25 protein-coding genes are annotated in these 20,672 nt (G+C 56.5%); 10 read left to right on the top strand and 15 right to left on the bottom strand.

The window, feature by feature from the left end; genetic code table 11:
* Positions 1-74: 74 nt before the first annotated feature.
* The 3 genes from accB to aat are packed head-to-tail and all read left to right on the top strand — an operon-like array spanning position 75 to position 2,621.
* On the top strand, positions 75-578 hold the full coding sequence (gene accB, locus ACR0JE_RS09650; RefSeq protein ID WP_170530851.1) for an acetyl-CoA carboxylase biotin carboxyl carrier protein: 504 nt from the start codon (positions 75-77) through the stop codon (positions 576-578).
* Between the two features lie 9 nt (positions 579-587).
* The gene (gene accC / locus ACR0JE_RS09645; protein WP_480864006.1) at positions 588-1,937 is read left to right on the top strand and encodes an acetyl-CoA carboxylase biotin carboxylase subunit; all 1,350 of its coding nucleotides are present in this window, start codon (positions 588-590) and stop codon (positions 1,935-1,937) included.
* Between the two features lie 51 nt (positions 1,938-1,988).
* A complete protein-coding gene (gene aat, locus ACR0JE_RS09640; protein ID WP_480864005.1) occupies positions 1,989-2,621 on the top strand; it encodes a leucyl/phenylalanyl-tRNA--protein transferase in 633 nt (210 codons plus the stop codon).
* On the opposite strand, the gene ACR0JE_RS09635 is transcribed toward aat, so the two are convergent.
* The 6 genes from ACR0JE_RS09635 to ACR0JE_RS09610 all read right to left on the bottom strand — a co-directional run bounded on the left by ACR0JE_RS09635 (position 2,576) and on the right by ACR0JE_RS09610 (position 6,426).
* Positions 2,576-2,944 (bottom strand): DUF2155 domain-containing protein, encoded by a 369-nt coding sequence (locus ACR0JE_RS09635; RefSeq protein WP_480542174.1) that lies wholly within the window; start codon positions 2,942-2,944, stop codon positions 2,576-2,578. The genes aat and ACR0JE_RS09635 overlap by 46 nt on opposite strands.
* Entirely contained in the window at positions 2,941-3,393 is a 453-nt protein-coding gene (gene mlaD / locus ACR0JE_RS09630; RefSeq protein ID WP_480864004.1) for an outer membrane lipid asymmetry maintenance protein MlaD, read from the bottom strand. The genes ACR0JE_RS09635 and mlaD overlap by 4 nt, the downstream gene beginning before the upstream one ends.
* 12 nt (positions 3,394-3,405) lie before the next feature.
* Positions 3,406-3,789: an NADH:ubiquinone oxidoreductase subunit NDUFA12 gene (locus ACR0JE_RS09625; protein ID WP_170530861.1), complete on the bottom strand. Its 384-nt coding sequence runs from the start codon at positions 3,787-3,789 to the stop codon at positions 3,406-3,408.
* A gap of 78 nt (positions 3,790-3,867) precedes the next feature.
* Entirely contained in the window at positions 3,868-4,224 is a 357-nt protein-coding gene (locus ACR0JE_RS09620; protein ID WP_480542170.1) for a RidA family protein, read from the bottom strand.
* 169 nt (positions 4,225-4,393) lie between these two features.
* Positions 4,394-5,659, bottom strand: a complete 1,266-nt coding sequence (gene clpX, locus ACR0JE_RS09615; protein WP_170530864.1) for an ATP-dependent Clp protease ATP-binding subunit ClpX — start codon at positions 5,657-5,659, stop codon at positions 4,394-4,396.
* 134 nt (positions 5,660-5,793) lie between these two features.
* Positions 5,794-6,426, bottom strand: a complete 633-nt coding sequence (locus ACR0JE_RS09610; RefSeq protein ID WP_480497281.1) for an ATP-dependent Clp protease proteolytic subunit — start codon at positions 6,424-6,426, stop codon at positions 5,794-5,796.
* Between the two features lie 254 nt (positions 6,427-6,680).
* Here ACR0JE_RS09610 and ACR0JE_RS09605 point away from each other — a divergent pair, with 254 nt between their 5' ends.
* Complete coding sequence (locus ACR0JE_RS09605) at positions 6,681-6,818, top strand: entericidin A/B family lipoprotein (protein WP_480546555.1); 138 nt, start codon at positions 6,681-6,683, stop codon at positions 6,816-6,818.
* 909 nt (positions 6,819-7,727) lie between these two features.
* On the opposite strand, the gene ACR0JE_RS09600 is transcribed toward ACR0JE_RS09605, so the two are convergent.
* On the bottom strand, positions 7,728-8,180 hold the full coding sequence (locus ACR0JE_RS09600) for a hypothetical protein (RefSeq protein ID WP_480864003.1): 453 nt from the start codon (positions 8,178-8,180) through the stop codon (positions 7,728-7,730).
* A gap of 130 nt (positions 8,181-8,310) precedes the next feature.
* Positions 8,311-8,631, bottom strand: a complete 321-nt coding sequence (locus ACR0JE_RS09595; RefSeq protein ID WP_480864002.1) for a hypothetical protein — start codon at positions 8,629-8,631, stop codon at positions 8,311-8,313.
* A 371-nt stretch (positions 8,632-9,002) separates the two neighbouring features.
* On the opposite strand from ACR0JE_RS09595, the gene ACR0JE_RS09590 reads away from it, so the two are divergent.
* The gene (locus ACR0JE_RS09590) at positions 9,003-9,923 is read left to right on the top strand and encodes a hypothetical protein (RefSeq protein WP_480864001.1); all 921 of its coding nucleotides are present in this window, start codon (positions 9,003-9,005) and stop codon (positions 9,921-9,923) included.
* 172 nt (positions 9,924-10,095) lie between these two features.
* On the opposite strand, the gene lepA is transcribed toward ACR0JE_RS09590, so the two are convergent.
* Positions 10,096-11,895: a translation elongation factor 4 gene (lepA, locus tag ACR0JE_RS09585; protein WP_480469237.1), complete on the bottom strand. Its 1,800-nt coding sequence runs from the start codon at positions 11,893-11,895 to the stop codon at positions 10,096-10,098.
* 36 nt (positions 11,896-11,931) lie between these two features.
* On the opposite strand from lepA, the gene ACR0JE_RS09580 reads away from it, so the two are divergent.
* The 3 genes from ACR0JE_RS09580 to ACR0JE_RS09570 all read left to right on the top strand — a co-directional run bounded on the left by ACR0JE_RS09580 (position 11,932) and on the right by ACR0JE_RS09570 (position 14,671).
* Complete coding sequence (locus ACR0JE_RS09580; protein WP_480864000.1) at positions 11,932-13,170, top strand: hypothetical protein; 1,239 nt, start codon at positions 11,932-11,934, stop codon at positions 13,168-13,170.
* Between the two features lie 164 nt (positions 13,171-13,334).
* Positions 13,335-13,643, top strand: coding sequence for a hypothetical protein (locus tag ACR0JE_RS09575; protein WP_480863999.1), 309 nt, complete (start codon positions 13,335-13,337; stop codon positions 13,641-13,643).
* A 65-nt stretch (positions 13,644-13,708) separates the two neighbouring features.
* Positions 13,709-14,671: a LysR family transcriptional regulator gene (locus tag ACR0JE_RS09570; RefSeq protein WP_480863998.1), complete on the top strand. Its 963-nt coding sequence runs from the start codon at positions 13,709-13,711 to the stop codon at positions 14,669-14,671.
* On the opposite strand, the gene ACR0JE_RS09565 is transcribed toward ACR0JE_RS09570, so the two are convergent.
* Positions 14,638-15,099, bottom strand: a complete 462-nt coding sequence (locus ACR0JE_RS09565) for a low molecular weight protein-tyrosine-phosphatase (protein ID WP_480542156.1) — start codon at positions 15,097-15,099, stop codon at positions 14,638-14,640. The genes ACR0JE_RS09570 and ACR0JE_RS09565 overlap by 34 nt on opposite strands.
* A 28-nt stretch (positions 15,100-15,127) precedes the next feature.
* Between ACR0JE_RS09565 and ACR0JE_RS09560 the strand changes: the two genes are divergently transcribed.
* Together ACR0JE_RS09560 and ACR0JE_RS09555 are read left to right on the top strand one after the other, a co-directional pair.
* Complete coding sequence (locus ACR0JE_RS09560) at positions 15,128-15,817, top strand: NAD-dependent deacylase (RefSeq protein WP_480863997.1); 690 nt, start codon at positions 15,128-15,130, stop codon at positions 15,815-15,817.
* A 62-nt stretch (positions 15,818-15,879) separates the two neighbouring features.
* Entirely contained in the window at positions 15,880-16,488 is a 609-nt protein-coding gene (locus ACR0JE_RS09555; protein ID WP_480826711.1) for an HdeD family acid-resistance protein, read from the top strand.
* A 94-nt stretch (positions 16,489-16,582) separates the two neighbouring features.
* On the opposite strand, the gene ACR0JE_RS09550 is transcribed toward ACR0JE_RS09555, so the two are convergent.
* The 5 genes from ACR0JE_RS09550 to meaB all read right to left on the bottom strand — a co-directional run bounded on the left by ACR0JE_RS09550 (position 16,583) and on the right by meaB (position 20,574).
* Positions 16,583-17,062 carry a copper chaperone PCu(A)C gene (locus ACR0JE_RS09550; RefSeq protein WP_480863996.1) on the bottom strand — a complete coding sequence of 160 codons (480 nt, stop codon included), beginning with the start codon at positions 17,060-17,062 and terminating at the stop codon, positions 16,583-16,585.
* A gap of 46 nt (positions 17,063-17,108) precedes the next feature.
* Positions 17,109-17,459, bottom strand: a complete 351-nt coding sequence (locus ACR0JE_RS09545) for a hypothetical protein (RefSeq protein WP_480542148.1) — start codon at positions 17,457-17,459, stop codon at positions 17,109-17,111.
* Between the two features lie 396 nt (positions 17,460-17,855).
* The gene (rpmB, locus tag ACR0JE_RS09540; protein ID WP_039532366.1) at positions 17,856-18,143 is read right to left on the bottom strand and encodes a 50S ribosomal protein L28; all 288 of its coding nucleotides are present in this window, start codon (positions 18,141-18,143) and stop codon (positions 17,856-17,858) included.
* Between the two features lie 119 nt (positions 18,144-18,262).
* Complete coding sequence (locus ACR0JE_RS09535) at positions 18,263-19,453, bottom strand: Hint domain-containing protein (RefSeq protein WP_480863995.1); 1,191 nt, start codon at positions 19,451-19,453, stop codon at positions 18,263-18,265.
* A 143-nt stretch (positions 19,454-19,596) separates the two neighbouring features.
* Positions 19,597-20,574 (bottom strand): methylmalonyl Co-A mutase-associated GTPase MeaB, encoded by a 978-nt coding sequence (gene meaB / locus ACR0JE_RS09530; protein WP_480863994.1) that lies wholly within the window; start codon positions 20,572-20,574, stop codon positions 19,597-19,599.
* Between the last annotated feature and the right edge of the window lie 98 nt (positions 20,575-20,672).

The raw sequence follows: 20,672 nt of genomic DNA, 5'->3' as shown, positions 1-20,672 counted from the left end.
GCTTATAACGCTGCGTAATTAGACCAAAGCCCGCAGGTTTAGATGGGCCACTAGGGGAACCGTCGAGGACACTCATGACAGATACCAAACACGACGCAGATGTAGCATTCATCAAGGCACTGGCCGAGTTGCTGCGCGAAAACGACCTGACTGAATTGCAGGTGAAACGCGAGTATGGCGAAGAAGACAGCCTGAATGTGCGCGTCAGCCGCATGACGCAGGCAGTCGCTGCGCCGGTTCAGGTCGCCGTACCTGCCGCCGCCCCGGCAGCCCCAGCCGCCGCACCCGCCCCTGCTGCAGCTGCCGCCGAAGCCCCTGCTGCACAGGAAGACCCGGCCAGCCACCCCGGCGCTGTCACCTCACCTATGGTTGGCACGGTTTACATGCAGGCCGAACCCGGCGCGCCGTCGTTCATTTCCGTCGGCGGAGCGGTGTCCGAAGGTGACACGCTGCTGATCGTCGAAGCGATGAAGACCATGAACCACATCCACGCGCCCAAATCGGGTACCGTCAAACGCATCTTGGTTGGCGACGGCGACGCTGTGGAATTCGGTACTCCTCTGGTCATCATCGAGTAAGGCGGGCCCATGTTCGACAAGATCCTGATTGCCAACCGAGGCGAGATCGCCCTGCGCGTCATCCGCGCCGCGCGCGAGATGGGGATTAAGACGGTCGCCGTCCACTCCACCGCCGACAGCGACGCGATGCATGTGCGCATGGCAGACGAATCTATCTGTATCGGCCCTCCGCCGAGCCCGCAAAGTTACCTGTCTATGCCAGCGATCATCTCGGCCTGTGAGATCACCGGCGCACAGGCGATTCACCCTGGCTATGGCTTCCTGTCGGAGAATGCCGAGTTCGTGCAGATCGTCGAAGATCATGACATCACGTTTATCGGCCCGAACGCCGAGCACATTCGTGTCATGGGCGACAAGATCACCGCCAAGGACACAATGAAAGAACTGGGCGTTCCTTGTGTACCCGGTTCCGATGGCGGTGTTCCTACGCTGGAAGACGCAAAGCGCATTGGTGAGGAGTTCGGCTATCCCGTCATTATCAAAGCCACCGCTGGTGGCGGTGGACGTGGAATGAAAGTTGCCAAAAACGCTGATGAAATGGAAAGCGCCTTCATGACCGCACGCGCCGAAGGCAAGGCCGCCTTTGGCAATGACGAGGTCTATATCGAGAAATATCTGACCACGCCGCGCCATATCGAGATTCAGGTCTTTGGCGACGGCAAAGGCAATGCCGTGCACCTAGGCGAACGCGACTGCTCATTGCAGCGCCGCCACCAGAAAGTGTTTGAAGAGGCCCCCGGCCCCAGCATCACCCCTGAAGAACGCGCCAGGATCGGTAAGATCTGCGCCGATGCTGTAGCGAAGATCAACTATATCGGCGCGGGCACCATCGAGTTCCTGTATGAAAACGGTGAGTTCTATTTCATCGAGATGAACACCCGCCTGCAGGTGGAACACCCAGTAACCGAAGGCATTTTCGGCGTCGATCTTGTGCGCGAGCAGATCCGCGTCGCCTCGGGCCTGCCGATGTCGTTCACTCAGGACGACCTGGAAATCGAAGGCCACGCCATCGAGGTTCGGATCAATGCAGAGAAACTACCCAATTTCTCACCCTGCCCCGGTAAGATAACGGCGTATCATGCGCCGGGCGGTCTGGGCGTGCGGATGGATTCGGCGTTGTATGACGGGTATTCGATCCCGCCCTACTACGACTCGCTAATCGCAAAGCTGATCGTACAGGGGCGCGACCGGGCCGAGGCGCTGGCGCGCCTTGAACGCGCATTGGGAGAGTTGATCGTTGACGGTATCGACACCACCGTACCGCTGTTCCACGCGCTGCTGCAGGAACCTGATCTACATAGCGGCGAATACAACATCCACTGGCTGGAGCACTGGCTTGCGGAGAATATGGCAGACTAACCTGTCTGGAAGGCCGGATGGAACCAATCCTCCGGCCTTCGGGTTTTTCTAATGAGCCTGACTGCGGAACTTTTGCTGCATGGCTACTCCATCGGCATTTTTCCCATGGCAGAACATCGGGATGACCCAGAGCTGTTCTGGGTCGACCCAAAATACAGGGGCGTGTTCCCTCTGGACGGCTTTCATATCTCGCGCAGTCTGGCCCGGAGCCTGCGTAGATCCGGCTTTGACATCTCAATCGATCAGGATTTCAACGGCGTCGTCGATGGCTGCGCAGACCGGGTGGATACCTGGATCAACGGCGAGTTGCGACACCTTTATGATCAACTACACATGACAGGTCACGCCCATTCACTTGAGGTATGGGATAACGACAAGCTGGTTGGCGGCGTCTATGGCGTCGTGTTGGGGGCGGCTTTCTTTGGCGAAAGCATGTTTTCTCGGCGCACTGATGCCTCAAAAATCGCCCTGGCCTATCTGGTTGACCGGCTCAAACAAACGGGTTTCAAACTGTTTGATACGCAGTTTTTGACAACTCACCTTGCCTCGCTTGGCGCCATCGAAATTCCACGCGGTACATATCGTGAAGCACTTGAGGAAGCGATCAACGCAAGCGCTGATTTTTCCGCTGATATTCCTCAGTCAGCGGATGGTGTGATACAGCGGATCACCCAGACATCATAGCGCGCATGATCCAAAGCATTCAGCGCCGGTGACGTCGCAATCATCCAACCGTCAAACAGCTGATCTGCTTTGCCTTTTTCCCAGATCGTCAGATAGGCAAACGCATCACCTGTGGGATTGTCCGCCGGGTACCGGCAATCCCCCAAGGCCACATCCAATCCAAAAACGGGCTGGGTATCGCCGTTTTGCATTTCGATATCGATGGTCTGGCCGTTTACTTTGTCCAAGCCGCGCAACATGGCACCAGGGCCGGATTCGACCTTCTGCTGCGCAGATGCTGCCGTTGCGCAGAACGCGATTGCCATCAGCACCGAATGCTTCATTCGCTGCTGTCTCCGGCCACGAATTTGACGAGCAGTGAAATCAGGCTGACCGCGCCTTGGGTATCTTCGATCTCGTCCCCCGGCTCGAAAAAGAACGGTGAGCCGCCCGGCATGACCTCAACAAAATTGCCACCCAGCAGACCTTCGGACGAGATCACGATCGCGCTGTCATCCGGAACAAGGATCCCATCCGCAATCGTAAAGGTCGTATCGGCGCGATAGGTATCTGGATTCAGATCGACGTCGGTTACGGTGCCGATCTTGACCCCGGCCAGACGCACATCGGTACCCACGCCGACCCCTTCAAGCGACCGGAAGGAAGCCCCCAGCTCATAACCCGCGCTGCTTTGCGACAGGCCCGTCGACTGGCTGGCGTAAACGCCAAATGACACGGCAACCGCCAGAACGGCACCACCGACGATGACTTCGGTCCAATTGTGGGTCGACATTGCTCGCCTCTGTTATTCGGGGCTCCAGGCCTCATAGTCTTTGCGTTCGACCGGATCGGGTCTGCGCAGCGATCCTGCCGGAGTGTAAGCCAGAGCGGTGCCCGTCAGGTTTTCCTGATGCGGTTTCTCCCAAGATTTATGAGGCAGCGGCTTATCGGTCGGCGGTTCATCCCAGGTACGATGCAACCAGCCATGCCAATCTGGATCAACGCGGCTGGCTTCGGCTTCGCCATTGAAAATCACCCAGCGTTTGCTGTCATCCGCATTGCGATAGAAGACGTTGCCTTCGTTGTCTTCGCCAACTTTCACACCTTTTCGCGCGGTATAAATCTGGGTGTTCAGGGTTGCCCCGTTCCACCAGGTCACGGCCCGCAGAAGAGTGTTCAGAATGCCCATCAGGTGCCTCCGGCAAAGTGCTCGGGAATGGTATGGACCAAAGGCGCGCCAAGGTCCAGTGCTGCCCGTACGATCTGCTTAGTCAGGCAAGAATGCCGTCACTTCGATTTCGATCCGGTACTTCGGATCAATCAAGCCACATTCGATCATCGTAGCCGCGGGTGGATTGTCGCCAAATGTTTCGGCCAGTGTGGGCCAGCAAGCTTCGAACTCATGACGATCGGGCAGAATGTACGTTACACGCACCACGTCCGAGAATCCTGCGTCCGCCTCTGACAGCGCTTTTTCGATGATCGACAAAGCGGACTTGCATTGAGCGACAACGTCCTCGCCCTGTCCAACAGTTCCGGCGACATGCACCCATCCTCCAGCGACAACAGCGCGGCAATAGCCAACTTTGGCTTCGAATTCGCCACCAGAAGAAATTCGTTTCATTGCAATTCAACCTTTTCGCGGGAATGGAGCGCACGGCTTATATATCGAAAGAGTGAGCGATACTCTGCCGCGTGCTCCGAGATATTGTTAGCTAGATTCAGAAGGAACCGCGTCAATCAGGCGACGATGTCACCCCACGACGACAAAACCCCCTCAGCAGCTCTACCGTTTAGCCAGCTGACGCAGATTCTGCCGCTTCGGCATAGATGATCAAAGGTTGTGCGACAGAGGTCACGGCTTCTTCGTTCACGACCACCTCGGTCACGTTCTTCATGCCCGGCAGCTCGAACATCGTGTCCAGCAAGATATCTTCGAGGATCGATCGCAACCCGCGCGCGCCGGTCTTGCGTTCGATGGCCTTTTTGGCAATCGCTTTCAACGCATCATCCGTAAAGGCCAACTCGGCGTCTTCGAGTTCGAAGAGACGTTGATATTGCTTGACCAATGCGTTTTTGGGCTTGGTCAGAATTGTGACAAGTGCGTCTTCGTCCAAGTCTTCCAATGTCGCCAGAACCGGCAAGCGGCCGACAAATTCCGGGATCAGACCAAATTTCAGCAGGTCTTCGGGTTCCAGGTCCTTGAATATCTCACCGACACCGCGATCATCATTCTCACGCACATCAGCGCCAAAGCCCATGGCAGAGCCTTTGCCACGCTGTGCGATAATCTTGTCCAGCCCCGCAAAAGCACCGCCGCAGATAAACAGGATGTTGGTCGTGTCCACCTGCAGGAATTCCTGCTGCGGGTGCTTGCGACCGCCCTGAGGCGGTACGCTGGCCACAGTGCCTTCCATCAGCTTCAGCAGAGCCTGCTGCACCCCTTCGCCCGAGACGTCGCGCGTGATCGATGGGTTTTCTGATTTGCGCGTGATCTTGTCGACCTCGTCAATATAGACGATACCGCGTTGTGCGCGTTCAACATTATACTCACTGGCCTGCAGCAGTTTGAGGATGATGTTCTCGACATCTTCACCCACATAGCCCGCCTCGGTCAGAGTGGTTGCATCTGCCATCGTGAACGGGACATCTAGAATGCGCGCCAGCGTCTGGGCCAGCAATGTCTTGCCGCAACCCGTTGGGCCGATCAAAAGAATGTTGGACTTCGCCAGTTCGATATCACCGCCGGCCTTTTGCGCGTGGTTCAGACGTTTGTAGTGATTGTGGACCGCCACCGAGAGAACACGCTTTGCCGTGGCCTGACCGATGACGTAGTCGTCCAGCACCTCACAAATGTCCTTGGGCGTTGGCACCCCATCAGAAGATTTCAGCCCGCTGGCTTTGGTCTCTTCCCGAATGATGTCCATGCAAAGCTCGACACATTCATCGCAGATGAAAACGGTTGGACCCGCGATCAGCTTGCGCACTTCATGCTGGCTTTTTCCACAAAAGCTACAGTAGAGCGTGTTTTTGCTGTCACCGCCTGAATTCGTCGCCATGATCTACCTTTCGGGCTTCGTCCACTGCCCCTCATTCGGGGCCGCGCTTGCGCATGTTCATGCAGCTTAGGCCAGCACTGTGGCGGCTACAATCTCAAAAATGCGCCCGACGCCGATGGCGCCAGGCATGTTTCTTAGGCTTCTTCCGTGTCCATCTTGGCGCGGTTCTCGACAATCTCGTCGATATGGCCCCAGTCCTTGGCCTCTTCCGGGCTCATGAAATTGTCACGATCCAGCGCTTTTTCAACCGCCTTTTTTGTCTGCCCTGTATGGCGCACATAGATATCATACAGGCGATCTTTCAGTTTCTGCGTCTCGGCCGCGTGGATCATGATGTCGCTCGCCTGACCCTGATAGCCACCGCTGGGCTGGTGCACCATGATACGGCTGTTGGGCAGCGAAAAGCGCATTCCCTTCTCGCCACCGGCCAGCAGAACCGACCCCATCGAGGCCGCCTGACCGATCACCAATGTGGAACATTTCGGCTTGATGTACTGCATTGTGTCGTAGATCGACAAACCGCTGGTGACCACGCCGCCGGGCGAATTGATGTAGATCGAGATTTCCTTGTTCGGGTTTTCCGCCTCAAGATGCAGCAGCTGTGCCACCACCAAATGGCTCATCCCGTCATGGATCGGGCCGTTAATGAAAATGATCCGCTCTTTCAGCAGACGCGAGAAGATGTCATAGGCTCGCTCACCCCGGCTGGTCTGCTCGACAACCATGGGGACAAGCGTATTCATGTAGGTTTCTACGGGATCGAACATTCTTAACCTGCCTGCTTTGCTATGGATCGGGAGAGTATCCCAACAAGTGTTACCCGAGTCTTAGTGTTGCCTTTGGGGGGCTGCAAGGGGTGCACCTCACTTCGCAGGCCGATTGTGAGATTGTTGATCGCTGGTGCTAACTCAGGTCATATTCAACCGGGCCCGCCGCTTTTGCCACGAACAGCGCCGCTGATGCTGGTCCCGCTTGGGAAAAGGTGCTACCGAAATCATGATCGACCACCAAGGAGACGAATATGATCCGAGCAATCCTGATTGGCCTGAGCCTGTTGGCCCTGACCGCCTGCGAAACCGCCAAAGGCGCGGGCAAAGATATCGAAAACGCAGGGGATGCAATCCAGAATGCGGCCACTGAGGTTCAAGAGAACATCTGACAAGCCCAGTATATTGCGGAGCCGCGCCAAAATTCATCAACATATTGTTGATCTTCTAATCTAGAACCACTAGTCTTGGCGCTACAGGTGCATAGACGCGGCACTGCATTATCTGACACAAAGACGGGGTTCTTTCGTTCACACGAAGGAACCCCGTTTCCATTCGAAGGGGTCTTGGATGATGGCCTGTATGGAACCAGAATAGGAAAAGGCGTCAGGTGCGCAGACGCGGTCTTTGCATGTATCCTTGCGGACACTCCTGACGCCTTACCGGTTCAGCGCGCCCCAAGGGGCACCCTGATCCAGTTGCCTCAGCCCCTTTCGAAGCTGCGACTGCCGCTTCGACCCGAAGGCCGTTACAGCGCTCAAGACCCATTTTGAGAAGCTGACCTATCGACCCGGGATCTGACACCCAACTCGACCGCTCAGCAACCGGTAAGCCCCTGCAAACCCGAGCAAATCCTAAAACTCACCCGAACCTGCGTTGGCCCCCTGGCCCTTGCGCCCCGCTGCCTGTTCCGAGGAAGTGCTGCGGTGATCTCACTGTTACATTGCGGCCTGAAACCAGCAAGAAAATAGCACTGCAGCATGAAAATTTGACGGGGATAACCTGTTGATATCCGCCGGGAGGGCGATGTGGATAAATCGAGAAGTTTTGTAACTTGGCCTGCTTGCGCGTGGAAAAGTCCGAACCGAAGAAAAACGCTCGAAACCCAGTCGATGCTGCAGGTGCGAAGGCCACCTGCAGCCGAAACTTGATTAATCCCGCCTTGGTTGAGCCCGAATCGATGGGCGACGACCAAAGCGGGCTTGGTTCTGAGAAGCGTCCCGACCTGATCATAAATACCTACTAAACGCCGCCCGCTTGGGCAGCTGGTACCCCCTACAATAGATCAGGCCGGAGACGCTTCAGTTCACCTGTCGTTCCAGAACAGTGCTGTAGGTCGTTCCAGTCCGCAGGCTACGGAAATCTGCGTAGATCTTGCCATCCTCATATCGCGCATCGATCAGCGCGTTGATTCCGGTAGTAGGTTCGGCAGAACTCTCGATGATGCCGATCCTGCCCGAGCCATCCTGACTGATCGAACCCGTCGCTTCGTACATCGTCCAATCATCCATAGCGCTGCGGCGCCACATGCTGGGCCCCCAGAACGCATTGTCATGTTGCACCTTGATGTCGAGCACCCATTCCGACTTGTTGAAACGCGGTGCAGCACCGGTGGCCGAATTCGAGGGCGACACGGTGGTTTGGCTGGCTGTCCAAGTTCCACGCAGATCGGGTGTGGTGTCGGCGGCGGCAGCGGTGCCGAGGGCGAGGCTCGTAGCCAGAGCGGCTGCTCCGGCAGTCATAAATCTGGTCATGAGCTTTCCTCCCTGAGGTTGAGGCCATCAGCGGCCCGTGTTCCACAGATTGGGAGGGTGAGGACGGGTTGCAACTTACCTAAAGGAAACTTCATGAAGGGCTTAGATTGGCGTTAAGTACCGGGCGCGCTCAGGCCCAGGCCAGCGCGGTGCCGATGATGACAAGGCTGATGCCGAAGGCTTCACGGTACGAGAAATTCTCGCCGAACAGAAAATACGAGGCGATGGCGATCAGAACAACCTCGGCCCCAAGAATGCCGGTGTAGATGATGCCCAGCCGTTCCTCGCGCAGGGCGGCGAGTTCGAGCGTTGCCCCGGCCAGCAGGGTCGCGACGATCAACAGGCCAAGACCCACGCCGGGGAGTTTCCACCAGAACTTCATCGCGATCATGGCCACGGAATAGAGACCCGCCGACCCGAGGGCGATGATGGAGATCATGGATGTGGACATCTGCGCCTCCTGCAGAGGGTTCTGTTGGGTCAAGTGTAGCAGGCGGGAGGGGTCAGGGCTGTGAGGTGGGTCACAGTGGGGGTGATGGGTTAAGAACCCATCCTACGTAGGGTGGGTTTTCAACCCACCAATCCACCCGTAGGGCGGGCTTTCAAAGTCGTTCAATCAACATAACCGAGGGCAGCGCCGGCCCGAGGGGAGGCGCAAAGGCGCCGCCCCATGGGGGCGGGCCGGCGCGGGCCGGCGGTGCCGCCGGGCGGGAGCTTTCAATTTCGTGCAACTTGCCGCACTAACCAATAATCGACTTGCGTGACTTGTAACACTACTTAACCAATGTCATTTGAAACTACCCATTTAGATGAGTGAATAAATTGGAGCAATCTAAGATCTCAAGGCAACGTGCTCGTCAAATTATTAGAGCAATAAACTCCGTGCGTTTGAGCCGATCAAACTACCAAACTCTAAAATCACAAGTGGAGGAACTTTTCACAGGCTACGCTCTAAAAGTAATGTCTTTGGCGAAAGATCAAATGATCTATCGCGGACGCGTATCTGACAAAAAATTCAGTCGTATTGAAGATCTGAAAGCTCCTCCTGCGGCGTCAGTAACCGGGTATCAGCGCTGTAACTCGCCCGGCAATCCTATGTTCTACGGTGGTTTCGTTCTTGGCGCGATATTCACTGAGGTTATTGGTCCTGATAAGCCAAGTGGAACAATCTATGTTTCTAGATGGGTGGCACCCAAAGACTTCTTCGCACTAGAATTACTTCCAGAAGAAGTAGGTCACGCCAACTTGGCTCCGAGCAGAACACAAGAGATCATCGACACATTCATCGAAACAAAATTTAATAGCCGAGTGCATCATAGCTATTCAAATGACTACAAAGTGACCGCAGCGATTGCAGAAAAGGTACTATCCGGAAACCTCGCTATCGAAGGCATAGAAAAGTTCCCAATCACCCCTGAAGCGGGAGAAGGGTTGGGATGCATAATATACCCAAGTGTACAGGCCACAGGACGCGGTCCAAATGTGGCAATTGTCCCAAGCTATGCAGACCGGCACTTAACCTTGGATTGTGTCGAAGAAATATACTTTGAGCGCAAATCGGAAGAAAGCTTCGAGATAAATCGTATCGATTACGCCAAGCCTGACTTTGCTGATGGAACTCTAAAGTGGACCGGGCGACGCATGCACTGGACGATTGAGGACGGATCGATGGCACGAATAGGTGTCGAGGGTGGGCAGTATGTTGTTAGAGATGAAAGTGGAAAAATAAAGCTAACCCCATGAATCTTCGCTTCCATCCCAACTGAGTGGGCAGGCAGTTGGCTGCGCCAACCGCTTTCGCCCATCCGCCGTAAAAGTGGCCAGCTATTAGCTGTCAAACGGCTTTCAAACTGCACTGGGTGCCGCACGCGTTTGGCTTTGCCAAACGCTTTCGCGCACTCGCGCTCAAAATGGATTAGGAATCCATTTTAAGTGCGGAAATAAACGCTTCCTGCGGGATATCCACCTTCCCGAACTGACGCATCTTCTTTTTACCCGCCTTCTGCTTGTCCAGCAGTTTACGTTTCCGGGTGGCGTCGCCTCCGTAGCATTTGGCGGTCACGTCCTTGCGCAGGGCCGAGAGGGTCTCGCGCGCGATGACCTTGCCTCCGATGGCGGCCTGGATCGGGATTTTGAACATGTGGCGCGGGATCAGGTCCTTGAGCTTTTCGCACATCGCCCTCCCCCGCATCTCGGCCCGGTCGCGGTGAACCATGGTCGACAGCGCGTCAACCGGTTCGTCATTCACCAGCACCGACATCTTGACCAGATTATCCTGCGTGTAGCCGGTCATCTGGTAGTCGAACGAGGCATAGCCCTTGGTCACCGATTTCAGGCGGTCGTAAAAGTCAAACACAACCTCGTTCAGCGGCAGGTCATAGACGACCATGGCGCGGCTGCCCGCATAGGTCAGGTCCAGCTGGATGCCGCGGCGGTCCTGGCAGAGTTTCAGTACGTCGCCGAGGTATTCATCGGGCACCAGAATGGTCGCCTTGATGCGCGGCTCCTCGATATGGTCGACCTTGGACGGGTCAGGCATGTCGGCGGGGTTGTGCAGCTCGATCATCTCGCCGTCTTTCATGTAGACGTGATAGATCACCGACGGCGCGGTGGTGATGAGCTCGATATCATATTCGCGTTCGATGCGGTCGCGGATGACCTCAAGGTGCAAAAGGCCCAGGAAACCGCAGCGGAAGCCAAAGCCCAGAGCGGCAGAGGTTTCCATTTCGAACGAGAAGGATGCGTCGTTCAGGGCCAGCTTGTCGATCGCATCGCGCAGGTCCTCGAATTCGGAACTGTCGACGGGGAAGAGACCACAGAACACCACCGGCTGCGCAGGTTTGAAGCCCGTCAAGGCCTCTTCGGTGCCGTTGCGGTCATTGGTGATGGTGTCACCAACGCGGGTGTCGCGAACCTGTTTGATGGAGGCCGTCAGGAAGCCGATCTCACCGGGGCCGAGCGAGTCCACCATCTCCATCTCGGGCCGGAAAACGCCGACGCGGTCGACATGGTGCAGGGTGTTGTTCGACATGAACTTGACCCGCATGCCCTTTTTCAGCGTGCCGTCCATGATGCGGACCAGAACGATGACGCCCAGATAGGCGTCGTACCACGAGTCGACCAGCATCGCCTTGAGCGGAGCATCCAGATTGCCCTGCGGTGCGGGCAGTTGCTGCACGATGGCCTCAAGCGTTTCGTGAATGCCCTGCCCTGTCTTGGCGCTGACCTGAATGGCGTCGGTCGCGTCGATGCCGATCACGTCCTCGATTTGTTCGGCCACGCGGTCACAATCGGAGGCAGGCAGGTCGATCTTGTTCAGCACCGGCACGATCTCATGATCGGCGTCGATGGCTTGGTACACATTCGCCAGCGTCTGCGCCTCGACCCCTTGGGTCGAGTCCACGACCAGCAGCGAGCCCTCGACCGCCCGCATGGAGCGGCTGACCTCATAGGCGAAGTCCACGTGTCCGGGGGTGTCGATCAGGTTCAGCACATATTGCTCGCCATTGTCGGCGGTATAGTCGATGCGAACCGTGTTGGCCTTGATGGTGATGCCGCGTTCCCGCTCGATATCCATGCTATCGAGCAGCTGCTCCTTCATGTCGCGATCCTTGACCGTTCCGGTCTCTTGGATGAGCCGGTCAGCAAGGGTGGATTTGCCATGGTCGATATGCGCGACGATGGAGAAATTGCGGATATGAGCGAGGTCTGTCATGGGTTGGGGATATGATTAGATTTTGGAGTTTGGTCAATGGATGAAAGCACAAACGATCCGCATGACCCGTCTTTTGCGTCCACATCTACCAACTCGCCCCGTCTAACTTTCCGAAAGCTGATGTATGCATTTGGAGCAACCGGTCCGTATAAGATGCGACCAGTAGGAGCTACAGATCGCGACCAGGGTGTTTACGACAGATCACCTGCTGCGCGAGGCCAACGTCTCACTTATGACTATGAAGCGCTTCCGGCATTGACCACTCTTGCTTACTTGCGAATTTTGTTGACGATCCAAACCTGCCTAGACACGACCAATACCGAAGAATTTGATGCGGCTGATCTTGCATTTAATTGCGCTGAGTTTTTCGCCCGTAATGTCGGAAACAGTACGACATCGGTCAGATTTTCGCCTGCTTTTGATGCTCAGAGTTTTGACAATGGAAATCGCAACTCGATCCCAACTGCAGAAAACTCCTACCTTTATGGAATTGGAAACGCGTTAAAGCCTCTTTGCGAGACCTTCTTCGCAGATAGCTTCACAAGGACAGACCGAGACCATTTTACAGTTGAAGCATTTGAACTCACTCGCAACGTGCTGGCTGATCACCCTAAAGGGTCGGTATTCATCGGCTCGGCCCTCTCCAATGCAGCTACAAATCCGGCGCCGACGTCTACGTTTCCAACTGAACTAGAGTTGGGGCAAAATCTCGCTGATTTCTTGGAGTTTGAACGTTGCTGGTCATTTTGGTCGGAGTGGTTTCGCAATTTCTTAAATGGTCCGAGTTTGGAGCCAACACTTCTAAGAAAAGTCGCCCAAATCGATGATAACATCTGGGGATCCGGCCCAGATGCAATCGCGGCAGAAATCGAACGCATTCGCGCTCGGCAGCAGGTTGAAGTTACTTTAGGTGATCTAAAAGATAGCTTGAAGCTTCAGTCCACTGCGCGCCACGGTATCGGAGGCAACAACCCTCCTGAGAGCATCCAAGATGAGCGTTTATCCGGCCCAATAATTTTTATCTGGGACGCTACCGAAGAACTCTCGACTGCATTGGAAGAGGAAAACCCTAGACGGGAATGGATTGAGGCAATCCTCAGGAGCCTCAAAACTGGCTTCTTAGCGCTCGCCAAATGGATTGGGCGCAAGGCCGATCTTGCAGTGGATACGGCTATCGTAACTGCTATAAAGCAAGGTGGGCCGTTGGTGGGCGGTTACTACGCGCTCGATAAGCTAATCAAAGCCATCGAAGACTGGTTGCCTTTCCTGCCCTGACTGGTGTCGGGCTGAAGCATTGCCTACGGGGTAGGGTGTTTCCAACCCGTGCAATCACTTTTTCGCAACGTATGATTGATCCCTTCCCCGGTTTGATTCATACTCCGCCGCAGACCGAGAGGGGCATAAGACCCGTCCGGGCAGGCAAAGAACGAGGCTCTAGCATGAAACAGTTCCTCCTCATCGCATTTTGCGCGGCATCGCTGACGGCGGTTGCTTCGGTTGCAGACGCGTCTCAGATCAAGCGGGCGTGTCTGGCATCAGATCGTCAGGCGGCGACGCGGGCTCGGTGCTCTTGCATTCAGCGCGTGGCGGATCAGGCGTTGACGCGTGGCGATCAGAAGACCGTTGCCAAGTGGTTCGAAGACCCGCATCAGGCGCAGCAGTTGAAGATGTCGCAGACCGCGCGCGATGATGCGCTGTGGGATCGGTATCAGAACTTTGGCCAGATGGCGCAGGCGATCTGCAGCTGACCCCTGTCAGTCCTTGACCTGACCCGCCCTGCGCCTCAGAAAAGGCGCAGCGAAAGGTGTGTGCGATGGTGATGAAAGGGCTGACCCTGCGGGGCCTTGAGGTGTTTGAGGCTCTGGCACGGACCGGATCGGTGGCGCAGGCGGCCGAGATCACGGGGCTCAGCCAACCTTCGGTTTCCCAACAGTTGCGCAATCTGGAAAAGGCTTTGGGCACCGATCTGGTCGATCACGGACGGCGGCCGATGCGGCTGACCCAGGCCGGACGCAGTTTTCTGACCCGCGCCCAGGCGGTGCTGGGTGAGCTGCAAATGGCGCAAAGCGAATTGACCGTGATGGATCTGGGGCATCTCACAACTTTGTCCATTGGCCTGATCGACGATTTCGACAATGACCTAACACCTCGGCTGGCGACACTGCTGGCTGACAGCCTGACCCGATCAAAATTCAAGCTCATCACCCTGCCCAGCCTGGACCTGTTTGCCGAGTTAGAGGCCCAACGCCTGCATCTGGCGGTTTCCGCCCATAGCGGCGAAGTGCTGGAAGGTGTCATCGAGTACCCGCTGGTACAGGATCCGTTCATACTGGTCGCTCCGGCTGGCGCGGGTGATGCGCAGACCGTCGTGCAGAACCTGCCTTTTCTGCGCTACGCACGTGAGCAACTGATCAGCCGCCAAATCGAAGGGCATCTGGCCCGTCAGCAGATTGACTATGAAGAACGGTTCGAGATCGGCTCGCACCTGGCGCTGATGGCCATGGTTGCACGCGGTCTGGGCTGGGCCATTACAACGCCGCTGGGCTATATGCGCGCGGCGCGGTTTCACGACGACTTGCAGGTCCATCCCTGCCCGTTTGGCGCATTTGCCCGCACCATTTCATTGTTCACCCGAACGGACTGGTCCGATCAGGTGCCGCAAGAGGTGGCAGGCATGATGCGGCGCTTGATGCAAAGCCAGATCATTGACCCAGCGACGGCAAAACTGCCCTGGCTCAGTGATCAATTGAAGGTGCTAGACGACCCATCCAAGTGATCGACCAACCCGGCGACGGCGATCTCGATCAAATCCAACGCCCCGTCAAAATCCCGCGTATAGTAAGGATCGGGTACATGATCGGCACCGGCTTGGGGCGCGAACTCTGTCAACAGCCGAACGGGCGTGTCGTTTCCATCTGGCCTCAGGGCCTCGACATTCGCGATGTTGTCCGCATCCATTCCTATGATCAGGTCGAACTGATCAAAATCCTCAGCCACAAACTGCCTGGCGCGCAGACTGCCCAGTTCGACGTCACGGGCACGCGCAGAAGATTGCATAGGGCCATAAGGCGGGTTGCCAATATGCCAACCCGCAGTTCCAGCACTGTCGGCTGTGTGATGCGGGGCTTGGGCGCGAAACACACCCTCTGCCGCAGGTGACCGACAGATATTGCCCAAACACACAAAGAGGATACGCTGTGTCATATGCAATCTTCTATCGCGCAGAGGACAAATGGAAAAGATCGTCATTCTCACCGGAGCAGGCATTTCCGCCGAAAGCGGGCTTAGCACCTTTCGGGATGAAGGCGGGCTATGGGCGCAACACAAGATCGAAGACGTCGCAACCCCCGAGGCGTTTGCCCGGAATCCGGCTTTGGTTCAGGGATTTTACAACACCCGCAGGGCTCAGGCCGCTCAGGTCCACCCCAATGCTGCGCATCGGGCCCTCGCGCGGTTGCAACAGGTTTGGGGTGATGTGGTCATAGTGACACAAAACGTGGATGGCTTGCATGAGGCTGGCGGCGCTTCAGGGGTCATCCATATGCATGGTATCCTGTCTGGTGCACTATGTGCAGCTTGTGGTCATCGATGGACAGCACCGCCAGAAATGGCCCCTGACGAGCCCTGCCCGGCCTGCGACGCACCGTCCGGACGGCCTGATATCGTCTGGTTCGGCGAGATGCCCTATCATATGGACCAGATTTTCGATCATCTCGCCACCGCTTCGATCTTTGCCGCAATCGGCACGTCTGGACAGGTCTACCCCGCCGCTGCCTTTGTGCACGAAGCGCAGGCAGCAGGGGCGCACACCATTGAAATCAATCTGGAGCCGACAGGCGGTGGTTTCGATGAACGGTTGCTGGGCAAAGCAACCGAAACTGTACCCAGATGGGTTGATCGGTTGCTGATGGCTAAGACTTAAGACAACATGAGCAGCAAAATTGTAAGACCAAACGCATCACCTCCTTCAGGAGAAGCCGCACCATGACAGATCAAGACCCAAAAACTGGTGAAATTCTCGAAGACGGCAGCATGGCCGACCGCGACCAGCTTAGCGCTCAGTTGTCCAGTCTTTGGTGGACCTTCTTAATTCGCGGCATTTTGGCCGGTGCTGTTGGTATTGCCGCGCTTTTCTGGCCCTCTGGCAGCATTGCCTTGCTGCTGCGTCTGGTTGGGGCCCTGCTGGTCATTGATGGCGGGTTAACGCTGCTTGGGGTCGGACGCCGGGGCCTGTTGGGTGGCGCAGCCATCGGTGCAGTACTGATCGGACTGATCTTGCTGATCTGGCCTGAGGGCACCGTGAAGTTGGCCTTTTTCCTGTTGGGGGCCTGGGCGCTGATTATTGGTATCGGCTCGCTGGCTGCGTCGCAGCAGATGAATGAGCGTGATCCGCAACGCGGTTCGATGCGCGGTTCGGGGATTGCGGCACTGATCGTGGGTCTGGTGTTGATGATCTGGCCCGCCATTGCACTGGTCGCGCTGGGATGGGCGATTGCCTTCTCGGCGCTTGCCATTGCGGTTGTCATGTTCTGGCTGGCAAACCGCCTGCGCAGCGCCAACAACCGGATCGGCATGAAGACCATTCATCACTAGGGACTAACACTTGCGACTATGCAAACAGGCCGGGCATTGCCCAGCCTGACGCATGGATGACGGCCGCAAAGCGGCCCGAAGACAGGCGTTGCTGCTAGTTCGAATGGGATCCGTGGTCGTGACCATGCTTGTCCTGGCGCTCCAGATCCACTGGGATGTTCAGAACGACCTCTCCGGCCTGCTCAAACACCAATGTAACAGGAACCGTGGCACCATGCTCGAATGGAGCCCTCAACCCCATCAGCATCACATGCGCACCACCGCGTTTGAGCATGTAGGTCTCGCCTGCTGGGATGGTAAAGCCTTCCTCGACATGGACCATCTGAGCCACGCCATCATCGTTGATCTTATGCGTGTGCAACTCTACCCGGGCTGCGGCATCTGATGTTGCACTGATCAAGCGGTCATCCGTCTCGCCCTGGTTCTGGATCATCATGAACGCGGCGCCCGCTTTGGCGGCTTTGCCGGATGAACGGGCGTAGGCGTCGTCAACAATGATCTGGCTGTCGGCAAAGGCCGGAACGGCCAGAAGAACGGTTGCAAAAGTGGCGAACAGGGTTGTTTTGAGGGACATTGTGCCTCTCCTTAAGTGTCTAGCGGTATGAAAACTATGAATGGGATCAGACCAAGACAGGAGGTGCACGCGCAGGTGTATCCGGGATGGGCGATGCGACAAGGCTGCCTTTATCGCGCAATGGCGTGGGAAGTCGATGCGCCGGGGCCTCAGGCTGCGCGGGTTGCACATCCGCAACCGCCCCCAACAGGGTCAGCGCATAGTCGGGGCAGTAATGTGGTGGGGCTGTAGGCTGTCCATTTGCGTCAAAATAGACCACAACAGGGCCGTTTCCGGTACATAGGACCATCTGGCCCGTCGCCATATCCACGCCGCGCGAAACCGCAATACTCTGCCCGGTCAGAACCAGCAGCAGAGATAAAATTACCGGCAAAAACTTATGAAACGCAGATCTCATCCTGACCTGCATATAGGCCAGACAGATGAAACGCTTCAAGCGCCAAACAGTCGCGCTTGAAGCGTCTCTTAGTAATCCAGCCCAGGCCGTTTAACGACCCCTTTAGTCAGGCTGGTATGGGAGCGATTCACCTGACGCTGAATACGCGTGCAGGCTAAAATTGCTTTTTTGAGAACGGTCGAAAGCAACAGGAAAATATAGAAACTCTTTAACGACATCACTCGGCCCCCGCCCAAAGAATGTAGTCAACATACGCCCTACATCTGCGCGCGTATGTGAACTGTTTCACGGTCGTTACAATTTATTTGAACTTTTTTGGGGCCCGAGCTGAATCGCAAAACGAAAAACCCCGCACCAATCGGGTACGGGGTCATTCAAACGGAATGTCAAAGAGGGTTACGCCGACGCTTGTGCCTTGGCGATTTCCTTTTTCACTTTCAATGCGTTCGCAGACAGCTCTTCATCCTTGGCCTTCGCCAGGAACGCGTCCAGACCACCGCGGTGATCGACAGAACGCAGCGCAGCCGCCGAGATACGCAGCTTAACGCCACGGCCCAGGGTTTCGGACTGCAGGGTGACATCATTCAGATTCGGCAGAAAACGACGACGAGTTCTGTTTTTGGCGTGGCTGACATTGTTGCCAGTCATCGGGCCTTTTCCGGTCAGTTCGCAACGGCGCGACATGGTTTCTTCCTTTGTTTCTGGAGGCCGGGCAAAACGCCTGCGGCCAAATCACAAGGGGCGCAACCCGAAGTCGCGCCCGAAAACTGGTTGGATGCGTGTAGTGGGAATCGCAGGAAGGGTCAAGACGGGTTACGCGGAATATTTGCGCCCTCTGTACCTTCTCTGAATGCCGGCGCGACCGGCGCATGCAACAGGGGTTTATTGTTTTTTAAATGACGCGAAACCAGCCGGGTCTGCAACTTGCCACGTGGGATCAGCCGCGCCGGGTCGGGGCTGTGATCGTGATCCGCCAGCTCCGGGAATATCTTGAATATCTCACGGCGCGCGGAGGTGCTGAGCGATTTCAACGCCTCGGGCCCGGTATACAAGCTCTCGGTTGGGGCACCTTCGGCATAGATCACCTCATGTCGGTCAAACAGCAAGTGGAAATACTCGACCGACCGCACCTCGTGATCGACATAGATACCCGGCACTGAGGTCAGCTTGATCGCCGGAATAAGAACTTCGGGCGCTCCGAACATGCGCTGCGCGATTTTGGATTGGACCAGCATCCGGTGCTGGCGCGAGACCAGCAAATCGCGGTTCGGCATCCCCTGTCCCAAGGCGCCTGCCACGATGCGCACCGGGCGTAGTTTGGGGTCCTGTTCAAGATCACGGGTTTTGAATGCCCGCCGCCCCGCCCAACGCACAGTTTGGGGTCCCAATCCAACCGTCTGGACCCTGTCCCCGGCCGTGATCTTCTGGATCGGGCAAAACCCGCAATCCGTCGAAATCAGAGTATCGCGGGTAAAGCACGGAAACCCGGCACCATTTTCGAACCCTGTATACGTGACAGTTGTTCCCGACGGCAGGGTAAACGACCCGCTGGACAGCGAATAGCTCGTGCCGGCCACAACCGTGATTGTGCCGAACGTACTGTCAGTGATCACGGTACCTTCGGGTAGGTTCAGCGTATCGGTACCACCGCCGCCTTCGACCGTACCTGACACACTAGTGCTTTGGAAATCCAGCGTATCGTTGCCATTCCCCAATGCAATGCTGCTGATGTCTGACCCACGGACAACGACGGTATCCGCGCCTCCTCCGGCATTCAGTGTTCCGACTGTGCTGCCGGTGATGGTAATGTCGTCACCACCCCCGTTGCCACGTACAACTCCAATAACCGTGCTGTTCGTAACCGTGATCTGGTCGCTGCCTCCACGGCCGCGAATATTGTCAATCGGAGTACCCTGAGGCGTACCATTCAACGTACCGTTGTCATCGGTAACGTCGATTATGTCGTTGCCATTGGTACCCCTTATATTGGGCATGGTCCTCTATTCCCAAGCAACAGTCAGGTCTAAGATAGCAACCATTTACACGACCAGATCGGCATGATCCGATAGAATACGCAACCATAGTGCGATGAGACGCCGCGCGCATCAAGGCCCCGGCCAAAACAACCGAAGACTAATCAACTGGCGGCGAGTTTTGCCAACATATGCCGCGCTGCGGTCGTGGGGCTGATCGTACCTTGACCCACCTCAGTGCTCAGCTCATCCATTTCCCGGCGCGCCTCGGGTGTGTCGAGACGGGCCAGCAGAGCATGCCGAACCTCTTGATCGAACCAGTAGCGGGCCTGTGCAGCTCGGTTTGTTGTCCAAAACCCGTTGTCCCGCCGCCATTGGCTGAGCGACTGTATTTCTGTCCAGGCTTGGTCGAGGCCATGTTCTTCAATGGCTGAGACTGTCATCGCTTTGGGAAACCCCTCCGGGTCCTGCGGGCGTTTGCGTAACAGGCGCAGGGCACCGGCATAGTCCGCACAGGTGCGTGTCGCCGTCGCCTTCAGGTCACCATCGGCCTTATTGATCAGGATGATATCTGCCATCTCCATTATACCGCGTTTGACACCCTGCAACTCATCCCCGCCCGCCGGAGCAAGCAGCAGCAGGAACAGATCCGAGAGGTCGGACACTACAGTTTCCGACTGGCCGACGCCCACGGTTTCGATCAATACGACATCATATCCTGCCGCCTCACACAGCGCGATGGCTTCGCGCGTGCGACGGGCAACACCCCCAAGCTGGCTTTGGCTGGGAGAAGGCCGGATAAAGGCGTTTGGATCACGGCTCAGACGTTCCATCCGGGTCTTGTCACCCAGGATAGACCCCCCGGACCGGGCCGAGCTTGGATCGACGGCAAGAACAGCAACGCGCAGGCCTTGCCCGGTCAACATCATGCCAAAGCTTTCTATGAAGGTGGATTTACCCACACCAGGCGTACCCGACAGGCCAATCCGCAGAGATTGCCTGCCTGATTGCGCCAGATAACTCAGAAGCTCCGAGGCCTGCTCCCGGTGATCTGCACGGATGCTCTCAACCAGCGTGATTGCGCGCGCCAGGGCCCGGCGCTCACCTTGCATGATCCTTTCACCCAATTCAGCAATGTCCATCCGCCCGGCCTTTTTTGGTGATTTGCCCTAAATGACGGTGCCGCGCCGCAATTGTCCAGAGCGCATCCAGTGTTTTGGCGGGGCCTTCTGGACGTTGA

The organism is Ruegeria sp. H3 (genome assembly GCF_056533095.1).
Note: the sequence above shows the minus strand (reverse complement) of the source record. Positions and strands in the feature narration are given on the sequence as shown.